This window comes from Pedobacter sp. (assembly GCF_965227205.1).
Classification (GTDB): Bacteria; Bacteroidota; Bacteroidia; order Sphingobacteriales; family Sphingobacteriaceae; genus Pedobacter.
The window spans coordinates 1,798,632-1,812,783 of sequence record NZ_OZ245727.1; the positions used below are offsets into that span (position 1 = coordinate 1,798,632).

Genomic DNA, 14,152 nt, shown 5'->3' on the forward strand with positions numbered 1-14,152 from the left:
TTGCTCATAGTAAAAAAATATTAACTAAAACATAAATAAGTTAATTGCGTTGCTTAAAATACTGAAAAGAAAAATTAAATTCGTATTTTTGCACCTCAAAAAATTCATCAAGAATGAAATTATCACAATTCAAATTTAACTTACCAGAGTCATTAATTGCCCATAATCCTTCAGAAGAACGAGATGAAGCTCGTTTGATGGTTTTGCATAAAGACAGTGGTAAAATTGAACATAAAATATTTAAAGACGTTTTAGGTTATTTCGATGACAAGGACGTTATGATTTTAAATAACACTAAGGTATTCCCTGCTCGTTTATACGGAAATAAGGAAAAAACTGGTGCAACTATCGAGGTTTTCTTGTTAAGAGAATTAAACAAGGAATTGCGTTTATGGGATGTTTTGGTAGATCCTGCTCGTAAAATCCGTGTTGGTAATAAATTATACTTTGGTGATGACGATTTGTTAGTTGCTGAAGTTGTTGATAATACTACATCTCGTGGCCGTACTATTCGCTTTTTGTTTGAAGGTACAGATGAGGAGTTTAGAAGAAACGTTGAAATTTTAGGCGAAACTCCTCTTCCTAAATACATTAAACGTAAAGCAACTGCTGAAGATAAAGAACGTTACCAAACCATTTTTGCAAAACACGAAGGTGCCGTAGCAGCTCCAACTGCTGGTTTACACTTTAGTCGCGAATTAATGAAACGCCTTGAACTTAAAGGAGTTGAATTTGCAGAAGTGACGTTACATGTTGGTTTAGGTACTTTTAGAACAGTTGAGGTTGAAGACTTAACTAAGCATAAAATGGATTCTGAACAGTTTATTATTGAACCGAAAGATGCTAACTTAGTTAATAGAGCACTTGAAGAGAAAAGAAAAATCTGTGCGGTTGGAACAACTTCAATGCGTGCTATCGAATCTGCTGTTTCTGCAAACAGAACTCTAAAAGCTGCAAACGATTGGACAAGTAAGTTTATCTTTCCTCCTTATGATTTCAGCATTGCAAATTCAATGATTACTAACTTCCACACTCCAGAGTCAACCTTATTAATGATGATAAGTGCTTTTGGTGGCTACGAAAATGTAATGAATGCATACGAAGTTGCAGTAAAAGAAAAATATAAATTCTATAGCTATGGTGATGCCATGCTAATCATATAGATTCAAGTATTGACTATCAAGTATCAAGAATTTTCTCGATACTTGATACTTATATCTTGATACTCAAATATGAAATACTACGCTGTAATTGTAGCAGGTGGCGCCGGAAACCGGATGCAAACCGAAACACCAAAACAATTTCTCCTGCTTAATAACCTTCCGGTTTTAATGCACACCATAAAAGCTTTCGCATTAAGTGAATTTCAACCAAAAATATTACTAGTTTTAAATCAAGAGCAACATTCTTATTGGAATAAGCTTTGCGTTGAGTTTAATTTCAATATTCCCCACACTATTATTTCCGGAGGTAAAGAACGATTTCATTCTGTAAAAAATGCAGTTGATACGATTACCGAAGAATCAGTAATATCAATACATGACGCGGTCCGGCCAATTATTTCAAAAGATTTAATTGATAAAAGTTTTCAATATGCTCTTGAAAATGGAAATGCAATCGCTGCTGTAAAGCCAACTGATAGCATCAGAAAAAAGAAAGATGATAATACCGAAGCTGTAAATCGAGAAGACTTCTTTATGGTACAAACTCCTCAGGTTTTCAAATCAGACATTATTAAAAATGCCTACAATTTACCATTCGATAATAATTTTACTGATGATGCCAGCGTTGTAGAACAAAGTGGAATTAAGATAAATTTGATTGAGGGAGAAAGAAACAACATAAAGATAACCTACCCTGCCGATTTAGAAATTGCAGAATGGTTTTTAAATAAAAATGCCCTTTAATTTAAAAGGGCATTTTTATTATTAGGCTGCTCTACCAATAACTTTAAGCAAAATTGCAATAACTGCAATTACCAATAAAACGTGGATAATGTTACCCACATCGCCAAAGCCATGAAATAAAAACCCTATAACCCAGAGTATAACTAATACTACTGCGACTAAATACAATAAATTTCCCATCGTGTTAATTTTTAAATGTGTAAATGTTGGTATAGTAACAACAATGGAAATGCTTTTGTTTAAAAATTGTAATAATTTATTCGCAAAGGCTATAATTAAAGTAAATAGATTTATCGAGCATTAAAAAAACTCCCAATTATTAGTTGGGAGTTGCGTTTAATATTCATCTTCGTTAAAGAAGAAATCTTCTTTAGTTGGATAATCCGGCCAAATTTCTTCAATTGTCTCATAAGGCTCGCCATCATCTTCTAATGCCTGTAAGTTTTCAATAACCTCAACAGGAGCACCTGAGCGAATACCATAATCGATTAATTCATCTTTAGTTGCTGGCCATGGTGCATCTTCCAAGTGGGAAGCTAATTCTAGTGTCCAATACATATCTTTTATTCAGTTAATTCTTGTTTCGTAATTATGCGCAAAGTATATTAAAATTTTCGAGCAAAACAAACTTATTTTTCAACTATTAAACACGTGGTATCCAAATGTTTTCTTCTGCCTTGAAATCCATATTCAGTTTTCGTGCCAAAACAAACAAATAATCACTCAAGCGATTTAGATAAATGGTTACATGCTCATTTACAAAGCTATTCTCTGATAATTCTACTGTCAGGCGTTCTGCCCTTCTGCAAACGCATCGGGCAATGTGGCAGTAAGAAACAATGGTATTGCCTCCTGGCAGAACAAAGTGTTTTAATGCAGGCAAAACCTCGTTCATATCATCCATTTCTTTTTCCAGTAATTCTATATCGCTGGCATGCAAATCTGGAATTTTCATTTTTGATTTTTCGGGATCGGACGCTAAAGAAGCACCAATGGTAAATAATCTATCCTGAATTTCTTTGAGCAATAGTTTGTGGCGCTCATCGATTTCCTGACACATAATTAAACCAACATACGAGTTTAATTCATCAACAGTTCCATAAGTTTCAATGCGAAGATGATATTTAGGTACTCGGGTTCCTCCAATTAAGGAAGTTTGACCTTTATCTCCTGTTTTAGTGTAGATTTTCATTTTGAAAAGTATTAAGTTGTAAGTTATACGTTTTAAGTATATCCAAAACGTATAACTTATAACTTACAACTTTAAACTTCTTTAGTTTATTTTCTCCCAATCGCTGCCGCTATCCTTTAAAGCTTGCAAACGTGGAGAAACATTTTTAACGTCGGTATTGACATAATCATTCTCAATCAATCCATCACGCATACGTACAATTCTGTGCGCATGTTGAGCAATATCTTCCTCATGCGTTACTAAAATAATGGTATTACCTTTACTATGAATTTCTTCTAACAAGCCCATAATTTCTATTGAGGTTTTGGTATCAAGGTTACCTGTTGGCTCATCGGCAAGGATAATTGATGGATCGTTAATTAACGCTCTGGCAACGGCTACACGTTGGCGCTGACCACCAGATAATTCGTTTGGTTTGTGATCCATACGATTACCTAAACCTACGTTTTCTAAAGCTTTAGCAGCTCTTGCTTCGCGATCTTTTTTACTATTACCCGCGTAAATTAATGGTAAAGCAACATTATCTAACGATGTTGAGCGTGGTAAAAGATTAAATGTTTGGAACACGAAACCTATTTCCTGATTACGAACTTCTGCCAATGCATCATCTGTCATGTGGCTTACATCAGTTCCATTTAAAATATAACTTCCGCTTGATGGCGTATCTAAACAACCTAAAATATTCATCAATGTAGATTTACCTGAGCCAGATGGACCCATCAATGCTACAAATTCGCCTTTGTTTATATCTAAACTAACCGATTTTAATGCATGAATAACCTCTGAACCGATAACGTATTTACGACCAATTTCTTTAATGGTGATGAGTGGTTGCGACATAGTTTTTATTTTTTAGACAAGGGTACAGGTTAAGATGTTACAAGTGATTTAAAATTTTCGTTTGCAACAACCCAAATTAACAGAAATTTATTTCTCAATAATTTTAGGAACCATGAAAAACGATTCATTATGCTTCGCTGCATTTTTTAAGCCATCGGCAGTAGCTATTTCCTGTTTAACAACATCCTCACGCCAAACATTTGTAGCTTCATTCATGTAAACCAAAGGTTTTACGTTCGAAGTATCCAGCTCATTCAATTTTTCCATAAATGATAAAATTTTATTCATTTCCGGAATCAAAGTCTCAACTTCTTTATCATTTACATGAATCCGGGCGAGGTCTGCAATTTTATGTATGGTTTTTTCGTCTAAATTCATTTTATACTAGTTTACTTTCTATCAGTTTAAAAACCTTTTCTTTCAAAATATCGCTATCTAAATCGGTTAACGTTTTTGTTTCTATCGGTTTGTGGACGTAAATATCGCAAATTCCGGGCTTACTTCCATACTTGGCACCATCATCCCAATTTATTTTCCATACATTAGTTATGCTTACCGCAACTAAAGGAATGTTTTTTTCTATAGCCAGACGAAACGGACCGTTTTTAAATTCACCGAGTTTTGGAGGATAATGGTCATCAATTTTACCTTCTGGAAAAATAATTAAACTCATCCCCTTTTCTAAATTCTCTCCCGCTTTTTTAAAAGCTCTGAAAGCTGAAATTTTGCTATCACGGTTTACAGAAATATCAATGGTTTTAAAGAATATACCTAACACTGGATTATTTAATAGTTCATCTTTTCCCATAAAATGATACCTACCTTTTGCTAAAATGCAAAATATCATAATATCTAAATTAGAGGTATGATTGGCGCAGTAGATGTATGTTTGTTTGTTATTTAATGGTTCTTCGAATTTATAGGAGAAAAAAACACCAGAAAATAAACTGCATAAAAAGCTATTTGCCTTTCTAAAAAAATTTAAAATACCGTAGTATTTCGGGTTGCTTGCCGATAAATAATATATAGGATAAAATAAAGCGAAGAAAAAAAGTATCCAAAAGAGATACCAAACTCTGTGTAACTGCCTTAAAAACTTGGTCATAACCGTCAAAAATATAAATTACTATCATATATTTTCATGCCATAAATATTTTTTGTTTTTAATTGATGATTTAGGGGATTTATACTTGAATATTCAGCACAAACCGGAGTTTATAAACCCGATAAAAGCGAGCACGAATCCCGATTTAAGCACTGTCTTTATTTTTAATTGTGTGCTTACTTGTTTCACAGGTTTCTTCGGGATGAGTAAAGCGATGAGCGGGACTAACATAAATTGTAATACTACAATTGCTTTTCTAAAAAAAAACTTATGATATTAATTGAACCTATAATATAGATTGATGCCATTTTATTTTTAATTTCGTGCCATTATGAAAGAAACAGTGGTGAGTGGCATTAGGCCAACAGGAAAGCTACATTTAGGAAATTATTTTGGCGCAGTAACCAATTTTGTGAAGATGCAGTACGATTATAACTGCTATTTTTTTATTGCCGACCTCCATTCTTTAACAACACACCCTACGCCAGGTGATTTGCATGGCTATGTAAGACATGTTTTGGTTGAATATTTAGCCTGCGGAATTAATCCGGAGGAAACTACAATATATGTACAATCTGATGTACCTGAAGTTTCAGAGCTGTATTTGTATTTAAATATGAATGCTTATTTAGGCGAACTTGAACGCAGTGCATCATTTAAAGAAAAAATCAGGGCAAATCCTGATAATGTTAATGCTGGTTTATTAACCTATCCAACATTAATGGCTGCAGATATTTTGATTCACCGAGCAACAAAAGTGCCTGTTGGAAAAGACCAGGAGCAGCATTTAGAAATGACTAGAAACTTCGGCAATCGTTTTAACAGAATGTATAATTCAGATTTCTTTCCGGAATCTTTTGCTTTTAACTATGCTGATAATTTGGTGAAAGTACCAGGCTTAGAAGGTAAAGGTAAAATGAGTAAATCTGACGGCGATGGAAACTGCATTTACTTATCTGATAGTCCTGAAATTATTCGTAAAAAGGTAGCCAGAGCAGTTAGCGATAGCGGTCCGACTGAAGAAAACCAGGAGAAACCAGAAGCGATTCAAAATCTTTTCGATTTAATGAAAATTGTTTCTACAGCAGATACGGTTGAACATTTTGATGGTTTGTACAACAAGATGCAAATTCGTTATGGCGATATGAAAAAACAACTTGCCGAGGACATGATTATTTTCAATTCGCCAATTAGAGAGCGTATTGAAGAATTATCGAAAGATGATTTATACTTAAGACAAGTTGCAAAACATGGTGCATTAAAAGCAAGAGAAAGTGCCCAAAAAACAATTAAAGAAGTTCGTAATTTAATCGGGTTTAAAAGTTTTTAATTATTTTAAATAGATTTGCGAATCTAGGTATGAGATTTGAAGCAGTTTGTTCAATCTGATACTCAAATCTCATATCTCACATCTTAATATATATGCACATAGCAATTGTAGGAAATATTGGCGCCGGAAAGACAACTTTAACCGGATTATTGGCGAAAAATTATGGTTGGGAAGCGCTTTATGAAGCTGTTGATAACAACCCTTATCTGGAAGATTTTTACAGTGACATGAAAAGATGGAGCTTTAACCTTCAGATTTATTTTTTAAACAGCCGATTTCAACAAATTACTGATATTGAGGTAAATAAACGCAATGTCATTCAGGATAGAACGATTTACGAAGATGCGCACATTTTTGCAGAGAATTTGCATGATATGGCATTAATGACCACTCGTGATCATGATAATTACAGAGCAATATTTGATAACATTACTTCTTTTATTAAACCGCCAGATTTATTGGTGTATTTAAGAGCTTCTGTACCAACATTGGTAAATAATATTCAACGCAGAGGAAGAGAATATGAGGCTGGAATTCGCATTGATTATTTATCGAAACTAAACGAAAAATACGAAGCCTGGATTAAAGGTTATAATCTTGGAAAATTGTTAATTCTAGATAAAGACAAATTAGATTTCACTAATAATCCAGAGGACTTAGGAACTGTAATTCAATCAATAGAAGCTGAAATTAACGGACTGTTTTAACCACCAACTCCAATTCTCTAAAAACTAAGTTGAATTCAAATTGGAATATCAATGTGTATATAAATCGTTTAAATTTTAATAGTTTATGAATAAAGATTTTGAACACGATAAACCAGAAAATTGGATTTGGGGGATTTTTTATTTTAACAGAAATGATTCGAGATTAATTATTCGGAAAAGAGCTGAAATTTTAGGCTGGACTCTTAATTTCGCTCATCCTATTTCTTATTTAGTAATCTTTTTAATTATAGCTTTTGTAATTTATCGAACCATAATATAATAAATGAGTGATTCAGCAGAAAATTCATCAAAAACAATCGGTATTATTCCAGCCAGATTTGCATCGACTCGCTTTCCGGGGAAACCTTTAGTAGACATTGCCGGGAAATCAATGATTCAACGCGTTTATGAACAGGCTTCGAAAGCGACAAGTTTATCGAAAGTTGTTATTGCAACTGATGATGAAAGAATTGTTGAAGAAGTTAAAAAATTTGGTGGTGAGTTTGTAATTACAGCATCAACGCATCAAAGCGGAACAGATAGATGTGCCGAAGTTATTGAGCAACTGCCGGGATTTGATATTGTAATTAATATTCAGGGTGATGAGCCATTTATAGAGCCTGCTCAAATTGATTTGTTGGCAAGTTGCTTTACGGAGGAAAAGGTACAACTGGCTACGTTAATTAAATCAATTGAAAGCCAGGAAAGTATTTACAATCCAAACAGTCCGAAGGTTGTAATTGATGTAAACGGAAGAGCGATGTATTTTAGCAGAAGTCCTATTCCTTTTATTAGAAATGGTGAACCAGGTGTTTGGGCAGAAAAACATCAGTTTTACAAACACATTGGCATTTACGGTTACCGCACTGCATCTCTAGTGGAAATTACGAAACTTCCTCCATCCTCTTTAGAAATTGCCGAAAGTTTAGAGCAGCTTCGCTGGATAGAAAATGGTTATTACATCCAGACTAAAGTAACTGACTTGGAAACAGTAGCGATTGACACACCGGAAGATTTGAAGAAGCTTAATAAGCTTTTAAAGGCGTTGAAGTTGGAGTAATAGAATTAAATAAATGATTTCGTCATTGCGAGGCACGAAGCAATCTCAACTAATAGATTGCTTCGTGCCTCGCAATGACGATTTTAGCTTACAACCAATTCCATTTGAATATTGCAACGAGTATATGGCGTAGGTTTACCCAAAACCTTTTGAAAACCTAATTTATAATATAAGTTTATTGCAGGCTTTAAAATCGTATTACTTTCAAGATAAATTTTTGAAGCGCCTAAAGATTTAGCTTTTTCGATTACTGCTGTTGCCAAAGTAAAACCGATGTTTTTTCCCTGAGCTTTCGGAGAAACTGCCATTTTAGCCAGTTCAAAATCGTATTCTCCATCATTCATTTTTATTAGAGCGCAAACACCCAAAGGTTCGTTCTCGTACAAAGCAATTAAAATGTGTCCACCTTTATCTAAAATATATCCTTGCGGATTATCTAAAGCTTTGTAATCAGATTCTTCCATTTCAAAGTATTTCGAAATCCATTCTACATTTAAACTCTTAAACACTTCATTATACTTGGTATCAAATTCTATAATTTCAATTTTCGAACCATCTCTTTCTTTCTTTTTTTCCATTACTCTTCTTAGTAAATTCTTTTGTTCTAATAAAAACTCCCACTCTCCAATTGCTTCCCATAAATTATTTTGCGTTTGGGCAGATAACTCTTCAATTGCTGCCTCAACATCAATTAACTGATCCTGAATTTTCTCGGCAATTTTTAAACCTTTTTTTGTAAGTGCTACAGCATTTTTTCGCCCATCGGTTTTATCTTTTTTATCAGCGAGATAGCCTTTACTAATCATTTCACTAATGATTTTACTAACCGAAGGATGTGAATGACCAATTTCTTTAGCTACTGTAGTAACAGTTTTAGCTTCGCCATTAATTAAAGCATACAAAACCGGAAACCATTTAGGCTGTAAATCTATTTCGTATAGTTTATAAATATTGGCTGCATCTTCAGTTACCTTATCAGTTAACATCCTTAATCTGCTGCCAATTGCAACTTTACCTATTTTATCAAAAAAATCCATAACTAATTACGTAATCAGTTACGCAAAATTAAAACATTTTAAGATTATTCCAAATTTTATTACTTTACCCCTATTCTTTACCGCTTATGAAAAAATCATTCTACATCATATTATTAGGCATTTGTATAATGGCTTCTTGCCAAAATGATAAAACGGATAAGGGTTCTTCTATAGAATTTAAGAACGTTAATCAGGTTTTAACTAAATCATTTTCCAATTTGAATACGCTTGATACTTTTAAAATTGAGCTTACAGGAAGAAAGGCGAATGATATTGTATTACACTTCACCATAAAAAATGGTGAAGGATTAGAAATTTTTAGCGAGGATTTGAAGGGCACTGATTTAGTTCAAAATACAGATCCTAATATAGATTTATCGAAAGAGAAAGATCAGGTAATTTATTTGAAAACGATAGCCAACGACTTTTTTGCTGAAGATAATTTTCTGGAGCCTGCGGTAATGCCTGATGATAAAGCCGATAACAATACACCTGACAAAGCACTTTATGAAGATTTGAAAAAATCAGCATTAAATGGCTTTAAATATCGCTTAGGAAAAGACAGCAATCTATACATTGCCTGGAGCGAAAAGGATAAAAAAGTAAAGGTTTATTATAAGTGTTGTTGATAATTCTAAATGATTAAATATTTTACTTTCAGCATATCGATAACTTTTCTTTCATGGATTGTTGGGATGATTGTAAATGCTTTTTTAGTGAAAACTGAGTTTTACAAAACATCGTTATCTAATTTAAACTTCATTAAAAGTAAATTTTTAAATAAAGCGATTGGAATTGGTGTTATTAAGTGGATTGTTAAGAATACCTTTTTCAAATACTTTAATCCAAAACTTAAAATTAAAAACATTAGTGAGGCAGATATTTTAAGACATGAAATGACGACTGCAGAAATAAGTCATTTAATAGCCTTCTTAGTCGTATCCATTTTTGCAGTTACTAGAATTTTTAAAGAGCAATACTTACTGACACTCATTATGATGAGTGTTAATACAGTAATGAATTTGTATCCATCATTACTTCAACAAGAAAATAAAAGACGATTAGATAAACTGAAGTTAATATTCTTGCATTACTCAAGTCGATAATATTACTATAATGTGAACAGGTTTTCCATTATTAAACCCGGTTGAAGCGATATCCTTTTTTGGTTGCTTAATATTTCATTTCCCCATCACTTTCACAAAAAAGATTTAGCGGAAAACGGGGCTGACTTTAAAAAACGAGACTGGCATTGCTTTACAAAAACTCAACATAAAATAAATAATATCGCTAATTCACTAAATCACATCACTTTATCATTTTTAAATATTCTCATTTTTTAGCCAACGGAAACAACTAATTTTCTTACCTTTGTATCCCGTACAAAAAGCAACATTTATTGCATTTGTTGTTAAAAATCACAATCATGACTAAGTATATTTTTGTTACGGGCGGTGTTACTTCCTCTTTAGGTAAGGGCATCATCTCCGCTTCTTTAGCTAAACTTTTACAAGCACGAGGTTATCGTGTAACTATTCAAAAATTCGATCCGTACATTAATATCGATCCGGGAACTTTGAACCCTTACGAACACGGCGAATGTTTTGTTACTGAAGATGGCGCAGAAACCGATTTAGATCTTGGTCACTATGAGCGTTTCTTAAACGTTCCAACTTCGCAGGCAAATAACATTACCACGGGACGTATTTACCAAAACGTAATTAGCAAAGAACGTAAAGGCGAATATTTAGGTAAAACTGTACAGGTAGTACCACACATTACCGATGAGATTAAACGCAACATGCGTATTCTTGGCGAAAGCGGTGACTACGATATCGTGATTACAGAATTAGGTGGAACGGTTGGTGATATAGAATCTTTACCATTTATTGAAGCTGTTCGTCAGTTCAAATGGGAAGAAGGTAGTTCAAATGCTATAGTAATTCACTTAACTTTAGTACCTTATTTGGCTGCAGCAGGTGAGCTAAAAACAAAACCTACACAACACTCGGTTAAAGCTTTATTAGAATACGGTATCCAACCAGATATTTTGGTTTGCAGAACAGAACATCACTTAGGTGCTGATTTAAGAAAAAAAATTGCGCTGTTTTGTAACGTTAACATTAATGCGGTAGTCGAATCGATGGATGCATCTACTATATATGATGTTCCGTTGTTAATGTTAAAAGAACAATTAGACAAAACGGTTTTATCAAAACTTAAATTGCCAACTAAAAACGACCCGGATATGGAAAGCTGGAAAGATTTTCTTGGTCGTTTGAAAAACCCAACCGCAGAGGTTAAGATTGGTTTGGTTGGTAAGTATGTAGAATTACCAGATGCTTATAAATCTATTATTGAATCTTTTGTACATGCTGGTTCGAAAAATGAGTGTAAGGTTAAAGTTGAGTACATCCATTCAGAAAGTATTTTCCCTGATAATGTAAAAGAAAAATTAGGGCATTTACAAGGTGTTTTGGTTGCTCCAGGTTTCGGAAGTCGTGGAATTGAAGGAAAAATCGATACCATCAAATATGTTCGCGAAAATAATATTCCTTTCTTCGGAATTTGTTTAGGAATGCAGTGTGCGGTTATTGAGTATGGAAGAAATGTTTTAGGCTTAAAAGGTGCACATACAACAGAGATTGATGCAGAAGCTGCAAATCCGGTAATTAACATGATGGAAGAGCAGAAAAGCATTGTAAATATGGGCGGTACAATGCGTTTAGGTTCTTATCCTTGCGATATTAAAAAAGGCACTAAAGCTTTCGCTATTTATGGCAAACAACACATTAACGAGCGCCACCGCCATCGTTATGAGTTTAATAATGATTATTTAAAACAATACGAAGAAGCTGGAATGATTGCTTCGGGAATAAATCCTCAAACAAACTTAGTAGAGATTGTTGAGCTTAAAAACCATCCTTTCTTTGTTGGTGGACAGTTTCACCCAGAATTAAAATCAACAGTAGCAAATCCTCACCCACTTTTTGTTAAATTTGTGGCCGCTGCAATGGAGTACGCTAAGAAGAAAACAAATTAACAGCAGCATAAATACAAATAATGGATAGAAATACCTTTACAGGATTATTCCTGATTATGATCATTTTGGCAGGATCATTCTACTTCTTCAAACCTAGTGAAGCAGAACTTAAAAAAGCCAAAGAAACAGAACAATTAGATTCTATAAAAAAAGCCGGTGCTGTTGTTGCACCAAAAGATACTGTTAAAAATGCTGCTATAACCACTGCTCCTGCGGTTGATTCGTTAGCTTTAAAAGGCCCGTTTGGAACTGCATTAAGTGGTACACAAGCAAATACTTTACTTGATAACGAAAAGCTATTAGTTACTTTAAGCAATAAAGGCGGTAAAATATCTTCAGTAGAAATTAAAGGTCAGAAAACTTTTGATGGCAAACCTTCAATTTTATTTCAAGGTGAAGCCAACAAATTTGGTTTAGTGCTTAATGCTGCTGGTAAAGTTGTTAATACAAACGATTTATATTTTACATCAACAAAAGCAGGCAACACGGTTACCATGAAGGCTGATTACGGTGCAAATGCTTATATTGAGTTTGTTTACGATTTAAAAGCTGGAAGCAATAAAGTTGGTTTCCATGTTAATTTGGTTGGCATGCAACAAGTAATTGCTGGTAATACAATTAATCTTAACTGGGACGCAACATTATTACAACAAGAAAAATCTCTTGAAAGTGAGCACCGTTATTCTGCACCTTACTATAAATATTTAGATGGTGATGTAGATCACTTAAGTGTTTCAAAAGATGAAAAAGAAGAACTTACTAAAGGTAAAATTCAATGGGTTTCATTTAAACAACACTTTTTCTCGGCATCTTTAATTTCGAAACAAGCTTTTGATAAAGCTACTTTAGAAGTTAAAGTTCCTACAACGCCCGGCTTGGTTAAAAACTACAGCGCAAGTATGCAATTGCCTTACACGCATCAGGCAAATCAGGTTTACGAAATGGAATTCTACTTCGGAACCAACAAATTCTCTGAACTTAAAGCTCAAGGTTACGACTTAGAGCAACAAGTTGATATGGGTTACTGGCCATTGAAATACATTAACCGTTTCATCGTATTGCCGGTATTTAATTTCTTAAACAGCTTTGGCTGGACTTATGGTTTAATTATTCTTGTATTAACCATTTTATTAAAACTTGCTTTAGCTCCATTAACTTATAAGTCATATTTATCAATGGCTAAAATGAGGGTTTTAAAACCTGAAATGGACGAAATTAAAGAAAAAGTAGGTGAAGATAATCCAACTTTAGTTCAACAGGAATATCTAAAATTGTATAAAAAGGCCGGAGTAAATCCGCTTGGGGGATGTTTACCAATGGTTTTACAATTGCCTCTGGTAATGGCTTTCTTCTTCTTCTTCCCTAACTTATTTGAGTTAAGACAAGAAAGTTTCCTTTGGATGACAGATTTATCAACTTATGATGAGTTTATTCGTTTTGGATTTAAACTTCCATTTATTGGCGACCACTTAAGTTTAATGTGTGTATTGATGACCATCTCTACATTAATCATGACTTATTTTAACAATCAGGTTTCTGGTGCTACTGGTCAGATGAAATACATTGGTTACATTATGCCAATTATCTTCTTAGGCGTTTTAAATAGTTATCCGGCAGGTTTAAATTATTACTATTTCTTAGCCAACTTAATGACGTTTGGTCAGCAGTTCTTAATCCGTAAAATGGTTGATGATGATAAAATCCATGCTTTAATTCAACAAAATAAAGCAAGACCAGCTGATGAGAAAAAGAAAAAATCTAAGTTTCAACAACGTTTAGATGATTATATGCGTCAGCAACAACAAGTACAATCAAAAGGAAAAAAATAATAATCCTAGAAAGATAAAAACAGCCCGATTGCTTTATTGCAGTCGGGCTGTTTTGTTTTATAAATGGTTAAATTTTGTAATATTTGGCGTACATCTTTCTTA

16 protein-coding genes are annotated in these 14,152 nt (G+C 33.6%); 9 read left to right on the plus strand and 7 right to left on the minus strand.

Annotation, left to right across the window (positions count from 1 at the left end):
• Nucleotides 1-113 precede the first annotated feature (113 nt).
• Both queA and ACO05K_RS07755 read left to right on the plus strand, forming a co-directional pair.
• Nucleotides 114-1,163, plus strand: coding sequence for a tRNA preQ1(34) S-adenosylmethionine ribosyltransferase-isomerase QueA (queA, locus tag ACO05K_RS07750; protein WP_421943875.1), 1,050 nt, complete (start codon nt 114-116; stop codon nt 1,161-1,163).
• Between the two features lie 69 nt (nt 1,164-1,232).
• Complete coding sequence (locus tag ACO05K_RS07755; RefSeq protein ID WP_421943876.1) at nt 1,233-1,907, plus strand: 2-C-methyl-D-erythritol 4-phosphate cytidylyltransferase; 675 nt, start codon at nt 1,233-1,235, stop codon at nt 1,905-1,907.
• A gap of 21 nt (nt 1,908-1,928) precedes the next feature.
• On the opposite strand, the gene ACO05K_RS07760 is transcribed toward ACO05K_RS07755, so the two are convergent.
• From ACO05K_RS07760 to ACO05K_RS07785, 6 genes are all read right to left on the minus strand, one after another.
• A complete protein-coding gene (locus ACO05K_RS07760) occupies nt 1,929-2,087 on the minus strand; it encodes a lmo0937 family membrane protein (RefSeq protein ID WP_156166633.1) in 159 nt (52 codons plus the stop codon).
• 156 nt (nt 2,088-2,243) lie between these two features.
• A complete protein-coding gene (locus ACO05K_RS07765; protein ID WP_010603503.1) occupies nt 2,244-2,465 on the minus strand; it encodes a DUF2795 domain-containing protein in 222 nt (73 codons plus the stop codon).
• Between the two features lie 85 nt (nt 2,466-2,550).
• Entirely contained in the window at nt 2,551-3,099 is a 549-nt protein-coding gene (locus ACO05K_RS07770) for a cob(I)yrinic acid a,c-diamide adenosyltransferase (RefSeq protein WP_421943877.1), read from the minus strand.
• 81 nt (nt 3,100-3,180) lie between these two features.
• A complete protein-coding gene (locus ACO05K_RS07775) occupies nt 3,181-3,939 on the minus strand; it encodes an ABC transporter ATP-binding protein (RefSeq protein ID WP_421943878.1) in 759 nt (252 codons plus the stop codon).
• An 87-nt stretch (nt 3,940-4,026) separates the two neighbouring features.
• Nucleotides 4,027-4,317 carry an Asp-tRNA(Asn)/Glu-tRNA(Gln) amidotransferase subunit GatC gene (gene gatC / locus ACO05K_RS07780; RefSeq protein ID WP_421943879.1) on the minus strand — a complete coding sequence of 97 codons (291 nt, stop codon included), beginning with the start codon at nt 4,315-4,317 and terminating at the stop codon, nt 4,027-4,029.
• Between the two features lies 1 nt (nt 4,318).
• The gene (locus ACO05K_RS07785; RefSeq protein WP_421943880.1) at nt 4,319-5,044 is read right to left on the minus strand and encodes a lysophospholipid acyltransferase family protein; all 726 of its coding nucleotides are present in this window, start codon (nt 5,042-5,044) and stop codon (nt 4,319-4,321) included.
• Between the two features lie 331 nt (nt 5,045-5,375).
• Here ACO05K_RS07785 and trpS point away from each other — a divergent pair, with 331 nt between their 5' ends.
• From trpS to kdsB, 3 genes are all read left to right on the plus strand, one after another.
• Complete coding sequence (gene trpS / locus ACO05K_RS07790) at nt 5,376-6,374, plus strand: tryptophan--tRNA ligase (protein WP_421943881.1); 999 nt, start codon at nt 5,376-5,378, stop codon at nt 6,372-6,374.
• A gap of 92 nt (nt 6,375-6,466) precedes the next feature.
• Nucleotides 6,467-7,081, plus strand: coding sequence for a deoxynucleoside kinase (locus ACO05K_RS07795; RefSeq protein WP_025144984.1), 615 nt, complete (start codon nt 6,467-6,469; stop codon nt 7,079-7,081).
• 283 nt (nt 7,082-7,364) lie between these two features.
• Entirely contained in the window at nt 7,365-8,141 is a 777-nt protein-coding gene (gene kdsB / locus ACO05K_RS07800; RefSeq protein WP_421943882.1) for a 3-deoxy-manno-octulosonate cytidylyltransferase, read from the plus strand.
• Nucleotides 8,142-8,224: 83 nt separating this feature from the next.
• Here the strand turns inward: kdsB and ACO05K_RS07805 are convergent, their stop codons facing one another.
• Nucleotides 8,225-9,178 carry a bifunctional helix-turn-helix transcriptional regulator/GNAT family N-acetyltransferase gene (locus tag ACO05K_RS07805; protein WP_421943883.1) on the minus strand — a complete coding sequence of 318 codons (954 nt, stop codon included), beginning with the start codon at nt 9,176-9,178 and terminating at the stop codon, nt 8,225-8,227.
• An 86-nt stretch (nt 9,179-9,264) separates the two neighbouring features.
• Here ACO05K_RS07805 and ACO05K_RS07810 point away from each other — a divergent pair, with 86 nt between their 5' ends.
• From ACO05K_RS07810 to yidC, 4 genes are all read left to right on the plus strand, one after another.
• Nucleotides 9,265-9,807, plus strand: a complete 543-nt coding sequence (locus ACO05K_RS07810; protein ID WP_421943884.1) for a hypothetical protein — start codon at nt 9,265-9,267, stop codon at nt 9,805-9,807.
• A gap of 9 nt (nt 9,808-9,816) precedes the next feature.
• Nucleotides 9,817-10,284, plus strand: a complete 468-nt coding sequence (locus tag ACO05K_RS07815) for a hypothetical protein (RefSeq protein ID WP_421943885.1) — start codon at nt 9,817-9,819, stop codon at nt 10,282-10,284.
• Between the two features lie 320 nt (nt 10,285-10,604).
• Nucleotides 10,605-12,221, plus strand: a complete 1,617-nt coding sequence (locus ACO05K_RS07820; RefSeq protein WP_421943886.1) for a CTP synthase — start codon at nt 10,605-10,607, stop codon at nt 12,219-12,221.
• A 20-nt stretch (nt 12,222-12,241) separates the two neighbouring features.
• Nucleotides 12,242-14,050, plus strand: a complete 1,809-nt coding sequence (gene yidC, locus ACO05K_RS07825) for a membrane protein insertase YidC (protein WP_421943887.1) — start codon at nt 12,242-12,244, stop codon at nt 14,048-14,050.
• Nucleotides 14,051-14,152 lie beyond the last annotated feature (102 nt).